Origin of the sequence: Streptomyces sp. V4I2, from assembly GCF_030817655.1 — a bacterium.
Classification (GTDB): Bacteria; Actinomycetota; Actinomycetes; order Streptomycetales; family Streptomycetaceae; genus Streptomyces; species Streptomyces plumbiresistens.
In genome coordinates, this window is record NZ_JAUSZM010000003.1 from 1803468 (window position 1) to 1822882 (window position 19415).

General features: G+C 69.4%; 18 protein-coding genes and 4 pseudogenes. 12 read left to right on the forward strand and 10 right to left on the reverse strand.

Features of this window, described 5'->3' with window-relative positions:
* Window positions 1-77: 77 nt before the first annotated feature.
* From QFZ76_RS09180 to QFZ76_RS09210, 7 genes are all read left to right on the forward strand, one after another.
* Complete coding sequence (locus QFZ76_RS09180) at window positions 78-680, forward strand: nuclear transport factor 2 family protein (protein WP_307673258.1); 603 nt, start codon at window positions 78-80, stop codon at window positions 678-680.
* Window positions 681-834: 154 nt separating this feature from the next.
* A complete protein-coding gene (locus QFZ76_RS09185) occupies window positions 835-1422 on the forward strand; it encodes a nuclear transport factor 2 family protein (RefSeq protein WP_307673259.1) in 588 nt (195 codons plus the stop codon).
* Window positions 1423-1639: 217 nt separating this feature from the next.
* Window positions 1640-2521, forward strand: coding sequence for a dioxygenase (locus QFZ76_RS09190; protein WP_307673260.1), 882 nt, complete (start codon window positions 1640-1642; stop codon window positions 2519-2521).
* Window positions 2518-3036 (forward strand): DoxX family protein, encoded by a 519-nt coding sequence (locus tag QFZ76_RS09195; protein ID WP_307673261.1) that lies wholly within the window; start codon window positions 2518-2520, stop codon window positions 3034-3036. The genes QFZ76_RS09190 and QFZ76_RS09195 overlap by 4 nt, the downstream gene beginning before the upstream one ends.
* Window positions 3037-3040: 4 nt before the next feature.
* Entirely contained in the window at window positions 3041-4516 is a 1476-nt protein-coding gene (locus tag QFZ76_RS09200; RefSeq protein WP_307673262.1) for an amidohydrolase family protein, read from the forward strand.
* Between the two features lie 3 nt (window positions 4517-4519).
* Window positions 4520-5698, forward strand: a complete 1179-nt coding sequence (locus tag QFZ76_RS09205) for a CaiB/BaiF CoA-transferase family protein (RefSeq protein WP_307673263.1) — start codon at window positions 4520-4522, stop codon at window positions 5696-5698.
* The gene (locus QFZ76_RS09210) at window positions 5691-6506 is read left to right on the forward strand and encodes a citryl-CoA lyase (protein ID WP_307673264.1); all 816 of its coding nucleotides are present in this window, start codon (window positions 5691-5693) and stop codon (window positions 6504-6506) included. The genes QFZ76_RS09205 and QFZ76_RS09210 overlap by 8 nt, the downstream gene beginning before the upstream one ends.
* Window positions 6507-6593: 87 nt before the next feature.
* Here QFZ76_RS09210 and QFZ76_RS09215 read toward each other — a convergent pair whose 3' ends face one another.
* Window positions 6594-7817: an RNA-guided endonuclease TnpB family protein gene (locus QFZ76_RS09215; protein ID WP_307673265.1), complete on the reverse strand. Its 1224-nt coding sequence runs from the start codon at window positions 7815-7817 to the stop codon at window positions 6594-6596.
* A 25-nt stretch (window positions 7818-7842) separates the two neighbouring features.
* Between QFZ76_RS09215 and tnpA the strand changes: the two genes are divergently transcribed.
* The gene (gene tnpA / locus QFZ76_RS09220; RefSeq protein ID WP_307673266.1) at window positions 7843-8259 is read left to right on the forward strand and encodes an IS200/IS605 family transposase; all 417 of its coding nucleotides are present in this window, start codon (window positions 7843-7845) and stop codon (window positions 8257-8259) included.
* A gap of 124 nt (window positions 8260-8383) precedes the next feature.
* On the opposite strand, the gene QFZ76_RS51685 is transcribed toward tnpA, so the two are convergent.
* The 6 genes and pseudogenes from QFZ76_RS51685 to QFZ76_RS09245 form a co-directional block, all read right to left on the reverse strand.
* Complete coding sequence (locus QFZ76_RS51685; RefSeq protein WP_373464510.1) at window positions 8384-8566, reverse strand: helix-turn-helix domain-containing protein; 183 nt, start codon at window positions 8564-8566, stop codon at window positions 8384-8386.
* 25 nt (window positions 8567-8591) lie between these two features.
* Window positions 8592-8930: pseudogene (locus QFZ76_RS51690) on the reverse strand (cupin domain-containing protein); the annotation flags it as partial.
* Between the two features lie 115 nt (window positions 8931-9045).
* On the reverse strand, window positions 9046-9855 hold the full coding sequence (locus QFZ76_RS09230; RefSeq protein WP_307673268.1) for a CocE/NonD family hydrolase: 810 nt from the start codon (window positions 9853-9855) through the stop codon (window positions 9046-9048).
* The gene (locus QFZ76_RS09235) at window positions 9845-10720 is read right to left on the reverse strand and encodes a CocE/NonD family hydrolase (RefSeq protein WP_307673269.1); all 876 of its coding nucleotides are present in this window, start codon (window positions 10718-10720) and stop codon (window positions 9845-9847) included. The genes QFZ76_RS09230 and QFZ76_RS09235 overlap by 11 nt, the downstream gene beginning before the upstream one ends.
* Before the next feature lie 104 nt (window positions 10721-10824).
* On the reverse strand, window positions 10825-11703 hold the full coding sequence (locus QFZ76_RS09240; protein WP_307673270.1) for an alpha/beta fold hydrolase: 879 nt from the start codon (window positions 11701-11703) through the stop codon (window positions 10825-10827).
* Window positions 11704-12170: 467 nt separating this feature from the next.
* Window positions 12171-12740: a TetR/AcrR family transcriptional regulator gene (locus QFZ76_RS09245; RefSeq protein ID WP_307673271.1), complete on the reverse strand. Its 570-nt coding sequence runs from the start codon at window positions 12738-12740 to the stop codon at window positions 12171-12173.
* Window positions 12741-13198: 458 nt separating this feature from the next.
* Here QFZ76_RS09245 and QFZ76_RS09250 point away from each other — a divergent pair, with 458 nt between their 5' ends.
* Complete coding sequence (locus QFZ76_RS09250; RefSeq protein WP_307673272.1) at window positions 13199-15298, forward strand: SpoIIE family protein phosphatase; 2100 nt, start codon at window positions 13199-13201, stop codon at window positions 15296-15298.
* A 31-nt stretch (window positions 15299-15329) separates the two neighbouring features.
* Window positions 15330-16259, forward strand: a pseudogene (locus QFZ76_RS09255) (serine hydrolase domain-containing protein).
* A 14-nt stretch (window positions 16260-16273) separates the two neighbouring features.
* Here the strand turns inward: QFZ76_RS09255 and QFZ76_RS09260 are convergent.
* The 3 genes and pseudogenes from QFZ76_RS09260 to QFZ76_RS09265 all read right to left on the reverse strand — a co-directional run.
* A pseudogene (locus QFZ76_RS09260) lies at window positions 16274-16468 on the reverse strand (hypothetical protein); the annotation flags it as partial.
* A gap of 109 nt (window positions 16469-16577) precedes the next feature.
* Window positions 16578-17054, reverse strand: a pseudogene (locus tag QFZ76_RS51695) (DUF6192 family protein); the annotation flags it as partial.
* Window positions 17044-17208: a hypothetical protein gene (locus QFZ76_RS09265; RefSeq protein ID WP_307673273.1), complete on the reverse strand. Its 165-nt coding sequence runs from the start codon at window positions 17206-17208 to the stop codon at window positions 17044-17046. The gene QFZ76_RS09265 and the pseudogene QFZ76_RS51695, both read right to left, overlap by 11 nt.
* A 221-nt stretch (window positions 17209-17429) precedes the next feature.
* Here QFZ76_RS09265 and purB point away from each other — a divergent pair, with 221 nt between their 5' ends.
* Together purB and mug are read left to right on the forward strand one after the other, a co-directional pair.
* A complete protein-coding gene (gene purB / locus QFZ76_RS09270; RefSeq protein ID WP_307673274.1) occupies window positions 17430-18872 on the forward strand; it encodes an adenylosuccinate lyase in 1443 nt (480 codons plus the stop codon).
* Window positions 18869-19414 carry a G/U mismatch-specific DNA glycosylase gene (gene mug, locus QFZ76_RS09275; protein ID WP_307679967.1) on the forward strand — a complete coding sequence of 182 codons (546 nt, stop codon included), beginning with the start codon at window positions 18869-18871 and terminating at the stop codon, window positions 19412-19414. The genes purB and mug overlap by 4 nt, the downstream gene beginning before the upstream one ends.
* Window position 19415 lies beyond the last annotated feature (1 nt).

Genomic DNA, 19415 nt, shown 5'->3' on the forward strand with positions numbered 1-19415 from the left:
TCGCCCCTGACTCCCGATCCCCCACCGGACACCCGCCGACGCGTTCACCGGCGTCCGCACATCATTGGAGACCCCCCATGTCGAACAGCACCAGCCGACTGCCCCGTAAGGCCATAGCCACCCTCCTGGCTGCGGCGACCGTAGGAGCTGTGGCCGGCTGCGCACCTGCCGCCACGGCCACCGCCACCACCTCCGCGCCGTCCCACAGCGGCCTGGGCCTCGGCCTCGAAGCCCCGTACACAAGCCCCGCCACGCAGGAGCGCAACAAGCGCGTCGCCGTCCACGTCCTCACCCAGCTCTTCGAGGAGGGCAACCTCAAGGTCGCCGACCGGTACCTCAGCGAGGACTACATCCAGCACAACCCCGCCGCCCCCAACGGCCGGGAAGCGATCAAGAACTTCATTCGCGAGTGGACCGCGCGCTTCCCGGACCACCAGTACAACGTCAAGCGGGTCCTCGCCCAGGGCAACCTGGTCCTGGTGCACTCCAACCGTTCCTGTGGACTGAGCGGGAATGAGTCCGTTCAGCCGCGCGCCCCGAACGGTCTTGGGCGAGCTGGTCCCCGGCGTACTCGACCCCGGGGCGGCGACACGCATCCTGTGCGTGGTCCGGGCCCGGGAGGCCAGTTCCCTCACGACCTGGCCAATTGGGTACGGCCAGGGGCGACGGGGAGGCCCTGAACCATCCTCTGGTGGAGCAGGGGCCCCGCACGCTGACGCCGTACCCGGTGTCCCAGATCGCACGATCACGTTAGCCCGATCAGCCCAGGGCACCGCAAGCCCGCAAGCGGACGATCACACGATCGAGCTAATTCGGCCTTGTGTGCACTCCTTGGTGAGCAGTTCCAACCCCGTCTACGAGCCCGGCACCCGTGGCACGGCCGTGGTCGACATCTTCCGCTTCGACCCCAAGAGCGGCATGATCGCCGAGCACTGGGACACGGTCCAGGACGTGCCGGCGACCACCGTCAACGGCAACGACATGTTCGGCACGGTCAGCAACCCGCACACGAACCAGCCCAGCGGCCCGCGCTGGAGCACGTCTCTCAGCGAGAAGATCGCCACCAGTTACTTCGACACCCTCCTCATCGACAAGAACCCCGACGCCGTCAGGTACCTCGCGCCGGAGTACTACCAGCACAACCCGACCATCCCCAACGGCTCCGCGGGCCTGCGCGAGCAGTTCACCAACTTCTTCCGCCAGTTCCCGAACCTGATCGTGGAACGCAAGCGCGTCATCGCCGACAAGGACTACGTCGCCATCCACGCCCACTACCGCCTCAGCCCCGAGGACCGCGGTCAGTCGGTCGTGGACATCTTCCGGGTCGCGAAGCAGAAGAACGGCGAGCTCAAGATCATCGAGCACTGGGACGCCGTACAGGACGTCCCGGCCACCTCCGCCAACGACAACACGATGTTCTGACCTCTCCGGTTCCTCGCGGCGCCTCGGCCCCGGTCGGTGGTGACGGGCCACGCATTTCCCGGGTGCGGACAGCAGTCCGATCGACCCAACCCCAAGCCTGGCTTCCGCCCCAGCCACCCAAGGGCTTGATTTACGAGTCAACCATGCGCCAGTGTGACCGCTGTACGGACCCTTGTCCGTACAGCGGTCGAGGCCGGAACGAATCGAGGAGGATTCCATGGCCTTCGTGACGGAGGACAACCTCAGCGACCTGGCGGTGAAGCGGTGGGCCACAGCGCACTCGCCCCGGCTCGCCGAGCTGATGACAGCGTTGGTGCGGCACCTCCACGCGTACGCCCGCGAGGTCGGGCTGACGGAAGAGGAGTGGGCGACTGCCGTCGAATGGCTCACGGCGACGGGCCGGATCAGTGACGACAAGCGTCAGGAGTTCATCCTCGCCTCCGACGTCCTAGGGCTCAGCACGCTCGTCGTCCAGCTCAACCACCACTTCTCGGCGGACGCCACTCCGGCGACGGTGCTCGGTCCGTTCCACATCGACGGCTCTCCGACGGCCGGTTTCGGAGCCGACATGTCGGACGGCATCCCGGGAACGCCGCTGTTCATCACCGGCCGAGTCCTCGACCTCGACGGCACGCCTCTGCCCGACGTCGTCCTGGACGTGTGGCAGGCCGACGCCGACGGCGCCTACGAGGCGCAGCTGCAAGAGATCGACGAGGCCCGGCTGCGCGCGCTGTACCGGACGCGGGCGGACGGCACGTACTGCGTGCGCACCATCGCGCCACGCGGCTACGCGATTCCGATGGACGGTCCGGTCGGTGACCTGATCGGCAGGACCGACATCAGCCACTTCCGTCCCGCGCACATCCACTTCCTGATCGACCACCCCGGCCACGAGAAGCTCATCACCCATCTGTTCCGGGAGGGTTCCGAATTCCTCGACACCGATGTCGTGTTCGGCACGAAGGACGAGCTGATCGTGCGCTTCACCGAGGAACCGGCAGGCTCCTCCCCTGACGGCGCCACCATCGACGAGCCGTACCTGCGCGCCGAGTTCGATTTCGTGCTGCAGCCCCGGACGACGGACGAGCCGCAGCCGTGAATCTCGGGCTGCTCCTGCTGCGACTGCTGCTCGCCGCGCTGCTGTTCGGCCACGGCACCCAGAAACTGTTCGGCTGGTTCGGCGGTGCCGGGCGGACCGGGACCGCCGCCGTCTTCGACCGGTGGGGCTTCGTGCCCGGCCGGCGGATGGTGCTCGTCGCCGGGGCGGCCGAACTCGCCGGAGCGGTCTCCGTCGCGGCCGGGCTGCTGACTCCCGGCGGCTGCGCGGTGATCGTCGGCACCATGGCGGTCGCGGCGGCGGCGACCGCGCCGAACGGCTTCTGGGCCCAGAAGGGCGGCTGCGAAGTGCCCTTCTCCTACGGCGCGGTGGCCGCGGTCCTCGCCTTCACCGGCCCCGGCGCCTGGTCACTCGACCACGCCCTCGGGCTGACGGAACTCGACGGCTACGCATGGGGATGCGCGGCCCTGGCCCTCGGCCTGGCCACAGCGGCCGTACCCCTGACCGCCCGCTCCCGTGTTCTGCGGGCCCGGACCACAGACTCCACAACGAGGTGACCCCATGACGATCGAACGACCACGCCGGGAAGACTTCACCCCCGGACGCCCCGTCCTGTTCCGCAACGCGACCGTCCTGTCCATGGACCCCGCGATCGGCCTGCTCGACCGCGGCGACGTGCTGGTCCGCGGTGAACGGATCGAACAGGTCGGAAGGGACCTTCAGGCACCCGACGACGCCGTGGTGGTGGACTGCGCCGGCGGCATCCTCATGCCCGGCATGGTCGACACCCACCGGCACATGTGGCAGACCGCGCTGCGTGGACTCGGAGCCGACTGGACCCTGTCGCAGTACTTCGTCTTCTACTACCTCAACTGGGGCAAGATCTTCCGCCCCGAGGACATCCACGCCGGCAACCTGCTGTCCGGCATCGAGGCGCTCGACGCGGGTGTGACCACCACGGTGGACTGGTCGCACGGACTGCAGACGCCCGAGCACGGGGACGCGGCCGTCGAATCGCTGCGCGCGGTGCCGGGCCGCTTCGTGCTGGCCTACGGCAACCTGCTCGGCGCCCCCTGGGAGTGGGCCCGCTCGAAGGAATTCCGGTCCTTCGTCGACCGCCACTTCTCCGGGCGGGACGACATGCTGGGCCTGCAGCTCGCCTTCGACGTGACCGGTGACGACGCGTTCCCCGAGAAGGCGGCGTTCGAGGCGGCGCGTGAACTCGGGCTGCCGGTCACCACCCACGCGGGCGTCTGGGGCGCGACGAACGACAACGGCATACGTCTGATGTGGGACCACGGGTTCATGACGCCCGACGTCACCTATGTCCACGCAGCGACGCTCAGCGAGGACTCGTACCACCGGATCGCCGCCTCGGGCGGCACGGTCTCGGTGTCGGCGGAAAGCGAGCACAACGCCGGCCAGGGCTACCCTCCCACCTGGCGGCTGAGGCGCCACGGCATCCCCGTGTCACTGTCGATGGACACCAGTGTGTGGTTCAGCGCCGATCTGTTCTCGGCGATGCGCGCCACGCTGTCGGCCGACCGGACGCGGGAGCACATGGCGGCCCACACGGCCGGGGAGACGGTGGTGCACCACAGCCTGCGGGCCCGGGACGTCGTGGAGTGGGCCACGATCGGCGGCGCCGGCGTCCTCGGCCTCAGCGACACCATCGGCTCGCTGACGCCGGGCAAGAAGGCCGACCTCGTCCTGCTCAAGAACGACCGGTCCCCGGCCATGTACCCGATCCTGCACCCCTACGGGCACGTGGTCTACCAGGCCACCCGCGCCGACGTGCACACCGTGCTGGTCAACGGAACCGTGGTGAAGTACGCGCACCAACTGGTCGGCGTCGACCTGGAGCGGGCCCGCACCGCCGTCGCCGCGACCGTGGACTACGCGCGGACCACCATGGGCGAGGAGGCGTGGCGTCAGGCCGTGGAGCCGGAGATCCCGACAACCGAGGTGATCTCGAACCCGTACACCTACAGCGAGTACCGGGGCGAGGGCGTCGCCGTGCAGAACGAGGGGGCGTAGCCCATGAGCGGCGGTTCAGGCGGCTCACGCGGACCGCTCGACGGGCTGCTCGTGGCGGACTTCTCCCGCATCCTCGCCGGTCCGTACGCGACGATGCTGCTCGCCGATCTCGGGGCCGACGTGGTGAAGGTCGAGGGCCCCCAGGGGGACGACACCCGCACGTGGACGCCGCCGGTGCGCGACGGTGTGTCGACCTACTACCTCGGGATCAACCGCGGGAAACGGTCGATCGCGCTCGACTTCCGCGACGAGGCGGACGCGCGGCTGGCCAGGGAGCTCGCTCGGCGCGCGGACGTGGTGATCGAGAACTTCAAACCGGGCGGACTGGCCCGGTACGGCCTCGACCACGCCTCGGTGAGCACCCAGAACCCGGGCGTGGTCTACGCGTCGATCAGCGGTTTCGGAGCCGGACCCGGCCGGAACGTACCCGGCTACGACCTGATGGTCCAGGCGATCTCCGGACTGATGAGCCTCACCGGTGATCCGGACGGGCCGCCGTACCGGGCCGGGATCTCCGTCTTCGACGTGATGGCGGGCAACCACGCCGCCATCGGCATCCTCGCCGCGCTGCGGCACCGCGACGCCACCGGCCGGGGCCAGCTCGTCGAAGTGAACCTGCTCTCGTCGGCACTGACCGGGCTGGTCAACCACAGCTCCTCCTACGTCGCCGGCGACACCGTGCCCTACCGGATGGGCAACGCGCACCCCAGCGTCTTCCCCTACGAACCGCTGCCGACGGCCGACCAGGACCTGATCGTCACCGCGGCCAACGACGGGCAGTTCCGCAAGCTGTGCGAAGTACTCGGGATCCCCGAGACCGCCGACGATCCCCGCTTCCGGCACAACGCCGACCGTACCGAGCGACGGGAGGAACTCCGGCCCCTCCTGCTCGAACGGCTCAAGACGAGGACCGCCCTGGAGTGGTTCGAGCTGCTCGTCGACGCCGGGGTCCCCTGCGGACCGATCAACACCATCGACGGCGGATTCGCGATGGCCGAACGCTTCGGACTCGACCCGGTCGTCGAGGTCGGCGAGGGAGACCGGGCCGTACCCACGACACGGCACCCGATCCGCTTCTCCGAGACGCCCGCCGCCTACCGCCTGCCCCCGCCCGAGCTGGACGAACACGGGGCCGAACTGCGCAAGTGGCTGCAGGACTTGCTGGAGGACGACGATGCCTGAGTACCCGACCGCGCTCGGTGCGTCCTCCCTGGACAAGATCACCCTGCTCGGCCAGGACCTCGCGGCCGATGTGATGGGCGAGGTGGGCTTCGGCGAGCTGGCGTTCTGGCTCGCCACACAGCGCCGACCCACCCCCGGGGAGACACGGGTGTTCGAGGCCGTGCTCGCCGCCCTGGCCGACCACGGCTTCACCCCGACCGCGATCACGACCAGGCTGACGTACCTGTCGGCGCCCGACTCGGTCCAGGGCGCCCTCGCCGCCGGGCTCCTGGGCGGCGGCTCACGCTTCCTCGGCGTGACCGAGGACTGCGGCAGGTTCCTCCACGACGCCCTGTCGACAGCGCAGGGTGGCCCCCCAACCGACGAGGCAGGCTGGGACGAACTGGCCCTCGCCTCCGTGCGCTCGGCACGAGCGGAGAGCAGAGTGATCCCCGGTCTCGGGCACCACGTTCACAAAGAGGGCGACCCCCGCACACCGAGGCTGTTCCACATCGCCGCCGAGGAAGAGCTGGTCGGTCCGCACCTGTCGCTCTTCGCCGCCATCGGCCGAATCCACCCTCAAGTTCTGGGCAGAACACTGCCGTTGAACGGCGCCGGCGTCTGCGGCGCCGCGCTCGCCGACCTCGGCCTCCCGCTGGAACTGCTGCGTGCCTTCGCCCTGCTCGCCCGCACGGCCGGACTCATCGGCCAGCTCGCCGAGGAGATCCGCAACCCCGTCGCGAACGACATCTTCCTCTCGGTGGACCTCAACAACCGCGCCGTACCGCCGCACCCTGCCGACGGAGGCGAAGCTTCAGCAAGCGGCTGATCAGGACGGCACTGATGCCGTACGACGTTGACTTGCTCCTCGGGCTGAAGCCCGAGGATTCTGGCCTTCTCGATCGTTGCTGTGCCGCTACGCGGCACGGGCTTGGGTCGGGAATTCGTGGCTTCCTGTTTCTTCGCGCTGTGCCAGAACGAGTTCTGGTCTTACCGGCGCTCCGCAGGCTGATACCGCCAGTCCGGCGGCCGTCTTGACGTTGATCGCGGCGTTGTGGTCCCGGTCGTGGACGCTGCCGCAGGCGGTACAGGTCCATTCCCGGACGTTGAGGGGTTTGGGCCCGTCCTTGACGCCGCAGGTCGAGCAGGTCTGGGAGGTCGGCTCGAACCGGCCGATCGTGATCAGGGTGCGTCCGTACCGCTCCGCCTTGTACTGGAGCATGTTCACGAATGAGGCCCATCCGGCGTCGTGCACGGACTTGGCCAGCCTGGTGCGGGCCAGTCCCGCCACCGACAGGTCCTCCACGGCGATCCCTTGGTTCTCGGAGATCAGCCTGGTGGAGAGCTGGTGGTGGAACTCATGACGGGCGTCGGTGACCTTGGCGTGGGCGCGGGCAACCTTCAGGCGGGCCTTCTCCCGGTTCCTGGATCCCTTCTGTTTGCGGGACAGCTCCCGCTGGGCCTTCTTCAGTTTCTTCTCCGCGCGCCGCAGGAAGCGCGGGGAGTCGATCTTCGTGCCGTCGGACAGGACGGCGAAGTGGGTGAGGCCGAGGTCGATGCCGATGGTCTGGTCGGTTTCGGGCATCCGGGTCGCGTCGGTGGCGGGGTCGGTGTGGATGACGAAGGAGGCGAAGAACCTGCCGGCCGCGTCCTTGATGACGGTGACGGAGGTGGGGGTGGTGGGCAGGGTGCGGGACCACGTCACTTTCACCGCGCCGATCTTCGGCAGGTTCAGCCGTCCGCTGTCGGTGATGGACCAGCGGGCGTTGGCGGTGAACCGGATCGACTGCCGCTTGTCCTTGCGGGACTTGAAGCGGGGCGCACCGGTCCTGGGCCCCTTGCGATCGCCCTTGAGGGAGGCGAAGAAGTTGCGGTAGGCGGTCTCGACGTCCCGCAGGGACTGCTGGAGCACCACCGCGGAGACCTCGCCCAGCCAGGAGCGTGAGGTGGTCTGCTTCGCCTGGGTGATCAGGCGGGTGGACAGCTCGCCGATCTTCGGGAACGGCTGCTCGGCCGCTCTGGCCTCCTCACGGGCGCGGACCGCGTCGTTGAACACGACACGGGCGCACCCGAACGCCTTCGCCAGCGCCCTCTGTTGGCCGGTGTCCGGGTACAGCCTGAAGGAGTACCGGAGCTGCATGACGGCCACGTTACATACTTGGGTTATGGGTGAGATGCAGAAGTTCAGAACTGGTCGGCACTGCGTTTTCGTGATGCATGTGCACTTGGTCTTCGTGACCAAGTTCCGGCACAAGGTGTTCACCGATGTTCATCTGACGCGGATGGAGGAGATCATGCGATCCGTGTGCACGGACTTCGAGTGCGAGTTGGTGGAGTTCAACGGCGAGGACAGCCACGTCCACCTCCTGGTGAACTTCCCGCCCAAGGTCGCCGTCACCAAGCTGGTCAACTCCCTCAAGGGCGTCTCCTCACGCCGCCTGCGCCAAGAGTTCCCCGACCTGGTAGGGCACTACTGGCGTGCCAACAAGCTGTGGTCGGGCTCCTACTTCGCCGGCACCGTCGGCGGCGCCCCCCTCACCGTGGTCAGGCAGTACATCGAACAGCAGAACCGGCCGGTATGAGCGTTCCCCGGCTCCGCCGGGGCGGGCCGTCATGGCGCTTCGCGCCATGAGTGACGAATGTGCCGTCTCCGGCTCCGCCGGAGCAGACGCGGCGACGCTCCGCGTCGCCACCATCAGATTCGCTTCACCCCCGGCGTGAGCACCGGGGCACTGCGAATGAATCCCGGTAGCGGCCTGGCGCGATGCCCTGTTCCCGGGAGAACGCCCGCGAGAAGGCGAACTCGGAGCGGTATCCAACGGCTTGCGCGATGTCGCCGACCGGATTGTCGGTGTCGCGCAGCAGCCGGGCGGCCCGGTCGATCCGCACGCGCGCGAGGCGCGAGGTAGGCCAGTGGGGTGTGGCCCACCACCTCCTTGAACCGGCGGGCGAAGGCCGGGCGGGACATCGTGACGGTGCGGGCCAGGCTCTCCACCGTCCAGTCGCGGTGCGGCTCTTCGTGCATCAGTGACAGGGAGGTCCCGATGCGCGGGTCGCGCAGGGCGGTCAGCCAGGACGGTCCCGTCTCGGTGGCGGTATCGGCCCGTTCGATCCAGGCGCGGATCGCGAGCACGAAGAGCACCTCGGTCAGACGGGTGGCCACTGCCCGGGAGCCGGGCTGCCCGCCCGCCGTCTCGGTGGCGAGGATCCGGACGACATCCTGCAAGTGGGGGCCGGCACTCATGCCGCGCACATGGATGACCGCCTCCGCCGCAGGATGCCTGCCCCCTTCGACCGAGCCGACATGGCTGCTTCGGCGCCCTTGCCCGCCGGAGCAACGGATCGGCCGGCTCTCCCCTCGCCCCCGGTCAGGCCGGAGGCACCACGGGCAGGACGATGCGGGACGGTCGGGCGGGGTCGTGGAAGACCTGCTGGCGGGCGGTTCGGGCCGTGGTCGCGCTCTCTTCGGGTTCGCCCGTGTTGAGGTTGCGGTCCCAGCGGGGGAAGTTGCTGGAGGTGACCTGGACCCGTATGCGGTGGGCCGCCTTGAAGACCATGCTGGTGGACCACAGGTCCACGACGTGCTCGGCTGCCTCGCCCGGCGTCGCCGCGCGCACCCTCACGATGCCGTCGGTCACATTGAGCGAGACGCCGTTCTCGTCGACGTCGCACAGGCGGGCCACCCAGTCGGTCGAGGGGCCGTCGGTGGCGGCGAAGAGCACCGCCCGGACCCGGCCGGTCACTTCCAGGTCCTCGGCGAGTGGTTCGCTGGTGAAGACCAGGACGTCCTCGCGCGCTTCCACGGCAGCCTGGTCCAGCGGTCCGGGACGGAAGTCGTCGGTCATCAGGAGCGCGCCGCCGGTGGTGGGCACCGGATCCATCGGGTCGTAGGTGAACTGATCGGCCTGCTCGGCGACGGACGTCGGCTCGGGGGTCAGGCGTCCGTCCGCGCGCAGGTGGAAGTCGGTGTCCACGGCCCGCGACAGGGGCCATTCCGTCTCCTCGCGCCACTGGTTGGTCCCCATCACGAACAGCAACACCGTGCCCGTGTCCGGCTCCAGCGCCGCCCCCTCGCCGAGCGTGCGCGCGAACCAGTCGAACTGCAGGTCGTGCACGCGTCCCCGCATGCCCATGAACTCGGAGTGCGCAGCGAATCCGAAGTTGACGTCACCGACCACGTGCTGCCAGTTGGTGTGGGTCCACGGGCCCGATCAACGTGACGGACCGGCCGGCGCGGCGCATGGCGGTGAAGTTGTCGAGCGTGCCCTGGGTGAAGATGTCGTACCAGCCGCCGAGTTGGAAGGTGGGCAGGTCGACCTCGTCGTGGCGGCCCGCGACAGTACAGGACCGCGCCCACTCGGGCTCCCGCCGGGAACGCTCGTAGCCCAGCTCGGGCAGATCGTGCCGGGCGAACGCGGGAAACCGCCCGGCGGGCAGCTCCCCGTAACCGCCGCGCGCCAAACCGTCCAGATCCCGTACGAGTCCGGTGACGCCGCTCACGAGTCCGTCGAGGTCGGTGCGGTGACGGCGCATCAGCGTGTCGGCGCCCTGCAGCAGGGTCCAGGGCGCGGTGATGCCGAGCTCGATCGCGCCGCCGCGCGTCCACAGACCGTCCTCCGGATCGGACCAGGTGATCATCGGCGCGATGGCCTTCAGCTCCGGCGGCTTCGACAGGGCCGCCATCCACTGGGTGTTGCCGAAGTAGCTGCCGCCGATCATGCCGACGGAACCGTTCGAGCCGGGCAGCGCGGCGGCCCACCGCACGGTGTCGTAGCCGTCGCTCCCCTCGTACGTCCACGGCTCCCACTCGCCCTCGGAGGCGAACCGACCCCGGGTGTCCTGGATGACCACCATGAAGCCACGCCTGGCCGCGGCCAGCGGATCGAGTACGACGCCCATCATCGGGGTCTGCTTGCCATACGGCAGCCGGGCCAGCAACACCGGCCACGGCCCCGTACCTCCGGGCCGGTAGACATCTGCGCGCAGCACCGTGCCGTCACGCATCTCCGCGGGAACATCGAACTCGATCCGTATCTCCGCCACGCGCTGCTCCTTTGCATGCCACGACGCTGTCAGACACATGGTCGAGCGTGGTCCCCGTCCCGCACTACACCCGAACGGGGGTGACTACAGCGCTTTCGGGGCGGTCACGCCACCGCGTTCAGCAGGTCGGCCAGCAGGTCGGGCCGTTCCAAGGCGATGAAGTGGCCTGCTCCCGGCACCTGCGTGAAATCGGCGGCCGGCAGCAGCTCCTTGTCGGCTTGCCGGTCCGAGGGCCGGGACCAGTCCTTCTCCCCGTAGACGAGGTGGACGGGTGCCTTGACCTCCGGGTAGCGCGAGCGGGCGGCGATGAGGCTGGGCATGCTCTGGTACACGGCCCGGGCGACGGCCGGGTAGCCGGGGCGGCTGCCCACCTGGAGGAGTTCGTCGAGGTAGTCCTCCCGCAGCGCGGTTTTGTCGACCACGCCGCCCTGCAGGATCCTGCGGACGACGGGCTTGGGTTCCACCCCGGCGACCACCGCGCCCACCCCCGGAGCGAGGACACCGCTGACCACCACACGGGCGAGAAGACTGGACCGGGCGATACCGCCGCGGAAGTCGTACGCGTTCACCGCGACGACGCGCCGGACCCGCTCGGGCAGGTCGGCCGCGGTGGTCAGGGCGAGCACCGCCCCCATGGACTCCCCGACCAGGGTCACGTCGTGGAGGTCGAGTTCGGTCAGGAGCCGCTTGACGCCCGCACGCATGGCCGGCTCGTCGTACGACGCCCCGGGCACGATCTCGGAGTAGCCCATCCCCGGCAGGTCGAGGGCATACACGGTGTACTGGTCCGCGATCAGCGGGATGAGGGAGCGGAAGTGCTCAGCCTGGGTGCGCACGGTGTGCAGCAGGACCACGGGAGCGCCGGTGCCCGCTCTGAGGTAACGCAGGGTCCCTTCGTCGCTGCCGTGTCCTGCGCGCGGGGCGATGGTGTGGCTGGTGGTTCCCGGGATGTGAATCGTGGGACGTGGCTCTGTGCTCGGCATCTCGCTGGCTTCCCTTTGTGTGAACTGCTGCAGACGGTGATTCGGGTAGGGCCCGCCCGAAGGGGACGTGACCACGGACCAGCCCTTGGATTCATTGAGAAACCGACCGGTTTCCAACATCGTAAACCGATCGGTTTCCGAGCGCAAGGCTGAGGTTGTCATCCGCAGCGACAGGGTCAGCGCGCAGGAGACAGGCGAGCGTGTCATCCGCACAGCGGTCGCCGGTTCCACACTCAAGGGCCACTACGGCACACCCAAACGCTCCAGCAGCAGGGGATGAGCCCCTCGGAAGCCGCGCACCTGCTGTTGGGCACTGACGTCGACGAGCCGACGGCCTTCCTGGCGCGCGGCACGCCAGTCAACACCCTTACGGCCACCCGCCCCCCTCGATTGCGGGGCATCAGAGACGGGAGCCATCGACCTGGGGAGGGCACACGGTCACGGTGCCTGCCCGAAAAGGGGATGCGTCAGTGCATGCCTGCCGCCTCGAGCAGGGTGGTCACGGTGGGCGTGACGAGCCCGGTCAGCTTGTCGGCTCCGATCCCCGCGCGGGCGCTGGCGCCGTCGAAGACCAGGCTGAGCTGCCGGGCCAGCAGGTCGGGATGGCGTGCCCCGCCCCGTTCGGCCTCGGCACGGAAGAAGGTGGTCAGATTCTCCTTGACCCGGTGGGCCACCTGGCTTGCCGGGTGGCTCTGGTCCTTGAGCTCGATCTGGGCAGCCAGGTACCGGCAGCCTTGGAAGTCAGGCGCACCCGCCTGCTCCTCCATCTGGTCGAAGACGTACAGGATCCGCTCGCGGGGTGAGCGGTCGTCGTCCGTCATCGGCAGCAGCTCGGCAACGAAGGCGGAGGCGCGCTCCTTCAGGCTCGCCGCCAGCAGTTCGTCCTTGCTCGCGAACAGCTGGTACAGGGAGCGCTTCGACACCCCCGCCGCCTTGCACAGCGCCTCGACGCCGATGCCGACGCCGTCTCGGTAGGTGAGCGTGGCCGCTGCCTCCAGCAGCCGCTCTCTGGTGCTTGGCTTCACTACGGTGGTCATACCGCGAGGTTAACTCGATAATGGACAAAACGAAAACCGATCGGTTTACGACGTTCGCCGGGGCGCTCTCGCGCCGCCCACGGGCCGGGCGGGCAGGTGAGTGCGGTTCCGCTACACCGGGGCGGCGGTGGGTGAACGGGACCGGACTCCGTCGGCCGCCGGTCGATGAGCGTGCCCTCTGCCCTCAGCTTGGCTGAGCCACTCACCCGCGAACGTGGCGGAACCCGACAGGAGCCTACCGACCCCCTGCCCCGCCCACGTCCGGATGAGCGGAGCGGCCGCCGCTGCTCGCGCAACAGCTGGTCGCATACGAACGACCCCTTGTCCGCCACGTCAGCCGACATCGTGACGACGGGGTGTGTGGTCCGGCGGTCAGGGGGACCATGGAAGCCGAAGCGCCTGCAGGCGCAGCCAGGGCGCGGATGGCCCTGCGCCGGTTGGCGGAAGGAGTGCCTGCGATGAGCGAAGCCGAACGGCCTGCCGCGGGCATCGGCCCGGCGGTCAGCCGCCGGGAGGGCTCGCCGCCGCCGCCGAGCGGGCTGATGGACCTCATCGGTGTCGCGGCAGTACTGCTGGACGCCGACGGCCGGATCGTCCTGTGGAGCCCGCAGGCCGAGGCGCTGTACGGCTATGGCGCCGAGGAGGCGCTCGGGCAGTACGCGGCACGGCTGCTCGTCCATGAAGAGCACTGGGACTGGGTGATCAAGAGGTTTGCCGAGGTCATGGAGACCGGCAAGAGCTGGGGCGGCTCGTTCCCTGTCCGGTGCAAGGACGGCAGCACGCGATCGGTGGAGCTGCGCAATACGCGGCTGCTCAACGATCGCGGCGAGTTCTACGCCCTCGGGCTCGGCACCGACTCCCCCACGCTCCGTGAACTGGAGCGGGATGTCGCCCTGTCCACCCGTCTCATCTCCCAGTCCCCCATCGGGGTGGCGATCTTCGACACCGATCTCAAGTACGTGGCCGTCAACCCCGCTCTGGAGCGCATCCATGGCATTGCGGTGGCACAGCACCTCGGCCGGCACTACCGCGACGTCATGAGCGGCGCCGAGTTCGAGGAGGCCGAGGCGGCGATGCGGCAGGTCCTCCAGGCCGGGACCCCACTCGTCGACGGGCCGCCCATTGTCGGCCGCACCCCGGCCGACCCGGAGCACAAGCACGCCTGGTCGATCTCGCTGTATCGGCTGGAGGACACCCAGGGCCGTGTTCTCGGGGTGGCCGAGCTGGTGGTGGACGTCACCGAGCGGTACCTGTCGGCCATGGAGGCCACTGAGACGCGGCGGCGCCTGGCCCTGATCGCCGACGGCTCCGCCCGCATCGGCACCACCCTGGAGGTCGAGCAGACCGCCCGGGAGCTGGCCGAGGTGACCGTTCCCGAGTTCGCCGACCTGGTCGCCGTCGACGTGCTGGACTCCGTCCTCGACGAGCACCGCCCCGCATCCCGCGGCGGCCCCGCACGTTTCCGCGCGCTCGCGGTGAAAGCCGCCTATCCCACCGAGGCCGCCCACGCCGCCGATCCGCCCGGCCGGATCGCCGCGTACGACGCCGACCGACTGGCCACCCGATGCGTGCGCACCGGCCGGCCCGTCCTGATCCGCCACGCCGACGGCAACGACCTGACGCGCATCGCCTGCGACGAACACGCCGCCATGCTGCTGGCCCGCGCCGGAGTGCACTCCTACATGGCCATCCCCCTCGCCGCCCGCGGCAGCGTCCTCGGCTTCCTGGGACTCACCCGCGCCCGCGATCCGCGGCCCTTCGACGAGGACGACCTCGCCATCGCCACCGAGCTGGCCTCCCGCGCCGCGGTATGCATGGACAACGCCCGCACGCACCAGAGCGTGCGCAACGCCGCCGAGATCCTGCAGCGCAGTCTGCTTCCGGACCTTCCGCCCCACCTGCCTGGACTGCACGTCGCTTCCCGCTACCTGCCCGCCCAGGCCGCCTACGAGGTCGGCGGCGACTGGTACGACGTCCTCCCCCTCGAGGGCGACAGGACAGCACTGGTCGTGGGCGACGTGATGGGCAGCGGAATCGACGCCGCCGCCGCCATGGGGCGCCTGCGCACTGCCACCGCCGCCTTCGCCGGCCTTGATCTGGCTCCCGCCCAGGTCCTTGAACAGCTCGACAAGATCACTTCCCGGCTCGAGCAGTACATCGCCACCTGCCTCTACGCCGCCTACGATCCGCACGACGCCACGTGCCACATCGCCAACGCCGGCCACCTGCCCCCCGTACTCGTCCGCAGCGGCAAGCATCCCGAACTGCTCGTCCTGCCCACCGGCGCCCCGCTCGGTGTCGGCGGCGTCCCCTTCGAGACCACCACCCTGACCCTCGCCCCCGGCGACCAACTGGTCCTGTACACCGACGGACTGGTCGAGACCCGCCAGCACCCCATCGATGAACGCCTCGACACCCTCCTCCACCTCCTCGACGCACCCGAGCAGCCTCTGGAGGAGACCTGCGACCGGCTGCTGCACGACCTCCGGCACCCCGACGACCACGACGACGTCGCCCTGCTCATCGCCCGCGCATGCCCCTTCACCCCGGACCATTGACAAGATCGCCGAGGAAACCGGCTTCTCCGGTGTGGTCTGGATCGACCAGGCCGGCCAGGTCGAGTTCGCGAAGGCCTACGGGCTGGCCAACCGCACGTACCGCATTCCCAACACCCTGGACACCAGATTCGGCATCGCCAGCGGCAGCAAAGGGTTCACCGCCCTGGCCGTGCTCTCGCTGATTGGTGACGGCGCGCTGGAGCTGGACACCACCGCTCGATCCCTGCTCGGCAAGGATCTACCGCTGATCGCGGACGACGTCACCGTGGAGCATCTCCTCACCCACACCTCTGGCATCGGTGACTACCTGGACGAAGAGGCCGACACCAAGATCACCGATTACGTCGTCGGTGCGGCGCACGAGCTGACTACCACCGAGGCTTTCCTGCCCTTGTTGGACGGCCATCCCGCCAAGTTCGGGGCCGGTGAGCGGTTCGGCTACTGCAACGGTGGATTCGTGGTGCTCGCCCTGCTGGCGGAGCGGGCCAGTGGCATCGGCTAGCACGACCTGGTCCGACAACGGGTGCTCAGCCCGGCTGGTATGACCACAACCGACTTACTCCGCTCCGATGAGCTACCTGCTGACGCGGCCGTGGGCTACCTGCCCTTGGACGGGGTGGATCGCTCCAACATCTTCCACCTGCCGGTGCTGGCCACCGGTGACGGCGGCATCCACACCACCGCCGCCGACATCTCCACCTTCTGGCGCGCGCTCTTCGCCGGCGACATCGTGGATTGCGTCGCCGAGGTAGTTCGGCCGCGCCGGGACGTGCCCCACAAGTCGATGCGCTATGGCCTCGGCTTTTGGCTGCACGAGAGCACCGACACGGTGATCCTGGTCGGCTACGACGCCGGCGCATCGTTCAAGTCCACCCACGACCCGCACACCGCCACCACCCACACCGTGCTCTCCAACACCTCACCCGGCGCCTGGCCCATCGCCCGCGCGCTCGCACCGTGACTGGCACCTGATCATCAGAGCGGCGGCAGACGGCTCACGCGGCCATGACGACTGTGGGTCGGCCCGGGTGCCGCAGCCCTGGGACAGACGGGCTGGCGGGCGAGTCGTCGAGTCATGAGCGTGATCGCGGCAAGGGTGAGCATCGCTTCGGAGTGCTCGGGCAGAGTTTCGTAGTCCCTCACGTTCCGGCGCGCATGCAACAACCACGCCGATGGGTGGGCCGCGCGGCGAGGCCGGTGCTCGTCGAGGGCGAGTCCTTTCCCGCACGGCCTCCCGCCGAACCGGACATGACGTTGGGCATCCGGCTCTCCAGTGACTACTGCGTAAGTGGTTTGTCCACCGCCGCGTGCCGGTCCGCTCGTCCAGCGGCGGATTCCTGATCGCATCCCAGCGTTCCTCGGGATCCGAGATCGCTGCGAGGACCTGGTGCGTACTGAAGGCCACCCTGGGGCACCGGTGCTGCTCAGGGAACCGGCTGGCCACCCACCTGTACTCCTTGATCGTGTTGTAGGGCACGTTGATGTCCTCGGACAGCCGGTGCAGCCACGCCGACACCCCGAACAGGTCGTCCCCGACCGACCGTCCGCCGTGCTCCTGTATGGGGACGACTTCCAGCGCGCCGTCGCCGATGATGAAGGTCGAGCGATCCGTCCTCTGAGAGGTGGGCCTCTTCCCCGTGGACGGGGGTGACGGTGAGGGTCTCGCTGGTGTTGGGTGGGTTCGTCGTAGTCGCCGACGGGGTTGTGGGTGCGGCACCGGCCGTGCTGCAAGGGGATGGTGGTCGTCATGCCGCACGCTCCACGGGAGCAGCGTGGTTGACGGTGCGGACGGTGCGGGCGAGCTGCCGCAGGTGAGCGGCGAAGCTCACCAGGTCGTCGGCCACGTCGACGCACCCGACACAGACGCCCACGGGCAGCAGATCTGGCGTTGCCGGAACTGCGGCAGCCACGTGTCCACGAGCGGCCAGGGCAAACCGCACTTGCCCAGCGGCAAGGCGCGATGTGCTCAGGAGCCCTCGACAGAGCACGCGTCCTGACGGCAGAAGCGGGCGTCTCACACTCGTCTCACAGACCCCACGGAAGAGCGCAGGTCGGAGTGCATCCGACCTGCGCTCTCTGGACTCTATGGACGTTTCAGAGCCCCCACGGACGGCAGGTAAACTCCGTACACGTGACTTCTGCTCCCGCCAAGCCCCGCATCCCGAACGTCCTCGCCGGACGCTACGCCTCGACCGAGCTCGCCACGCTCTGGTCGCCCGAGCAGAAGGTGAAGCTGGAGCGTCAGCTCTGGCTCGCCGTGCTGCGGGCCCAGAAGGACCTCGGGATCGAGGTGCCGGACGCGGCGATCGCCGACTACGAGCGGGTCCTCGACCAGGTCGACCTGGCCTCGATCGCCGAGCGCGAGAAGGTCACGCGGCACGACGTGAAGGCGCGGATCGAGGAGTTCAACGACCTCGCCGGGCACGAGCAGGTCCACAAGGGCATGACGTCCCGGGACCTCACCGAGAACGTGGAGCAGTTGCAGATCCGGCTCTCCCTTGAGCTGATGCGCGACCGTACGGTGGCCGTGCTGGCGCGGCTCGGGAAGCTGGCGGGCGAGTACGGCGAGCTGGTGATGGCCGGCCGCTCGCACAACGTGGCCGCGCAGGCGACGACCCTCGGCAAGCGGTTCGCGACCGCGGCCGACGAGCTGCTCGTGGCCTACGGCCGGGTCGAGGAACTCCTCGCCCGCTACCCGCTGCGCGGCATCAAGGGCCCGGTCGGTACGGCGCAGGACATGCTGGACCTGCTGGGCGGGGACGCGGGCAAGCTGGCGGACCTGGAGCAGCGGATCGCCGGCCACCTGGGCTTCCACCAGGCGTTCACCTCGGTCGGCCAGGTCTACCCGCGCTCGCTGGACTACGAGGTGGTGACCTCGCTGGTGCAGCTGGCGGCGGCCCCCTCCTCGCTGGCGAAGACGATCCGCCTGATGGCCGGGCACGAGCTGGTGACCGAGGGCTTCAAGCCGGGCCAGGTCGGCTCGTCCGCGATGCCGCACAAGATGAACACCCGTTCCTGCGAGCGCGTCAACGGCCTGATGGTCATCCTGCGCGGCTACGCGTCGATGACCGGCGAGCTGGCCGGTGACCAGTGGAACGAGGGGGACGTGTCCTGCTCGGTGGTGCGCCGGGTGGCCCTCCCCGACGCGTTCTTCGCCCTTGACGGGCTGCTGGAGACATTCCTGACGGTGCTCGACGAATTCGGCGCCTTCCCTGCCGTCGTCGCCCGGGAGCTGGACCGCTACCTGCCGTTCCTCGCCACCACCAAGGTGCTGATGGGCGCGCTGCGCGCGGGCGTCGGCCGTGAGGTCGCGCACGAGGCGATCAAGGAGAACGCGGTGGCCTCCGCGCTGGCGATGCGCGAGCGGGGCGCCGAGCGCAACGAGCTGCTCGACAAGCTGGCCGCCGACGAGCGCATCCCGCTCGACCGTGCCCAGCTGGACGTGCTGATGGCCGACAAGCTGTCCTTCACGGGCGCGGCGGCCGACCAGGTCGCCACGGTCGTCGGCCGCGTCGAGGAGATCGTGAAGCAGCGCCCGGAGGCCGCGGGTTACACCCCCGGAGCGATCCTCTGACGCGCTTCACTCCCGAGGAGTTGGAGGCCGCCCGCGACCGTCTGGTACCGGACGTCGTCGCGGACGGCCTGCGCGTGCTGTTCTGCGGCATCAACCCCGGTCTGATGACGGCCGCGACAGGCCACCACTTCGCCCGACCCGGCAACCGGTTCTGGCCGGTGCTGCATCTGTCCGGGTTCACGCCGAGGCTCCTGAAGCCGTCCGAACAGCAGGAGTTGCTGTCGTACGGGCTCGGCATCACGAACGTCGTGGCCCGGGCGAGCGCGCGGGCCGACGAGCTGAGCGCGGAGGAGTACCGGGAGGGCGGGCGGCTCCTGGCACTCAAGGTGGCCCGGCTGCGGCCGCGTTGGCTGGCCGTCGTCGGGGTCACCGCCTACCGGGCCGCGTTCGACGACCGCAGGGCCCAAGTGGGGCCGCAGGAGCGGACGATCGGGGACACGCGGGTGTGGGCGCTGCCGAATCCGAGCGGCCTGAACGCGCACTGGACGGCCGCGACGATGGCGGAGGAGTTCGCGCGGTTGCGGGTGGCTGCGGAGACCTAGG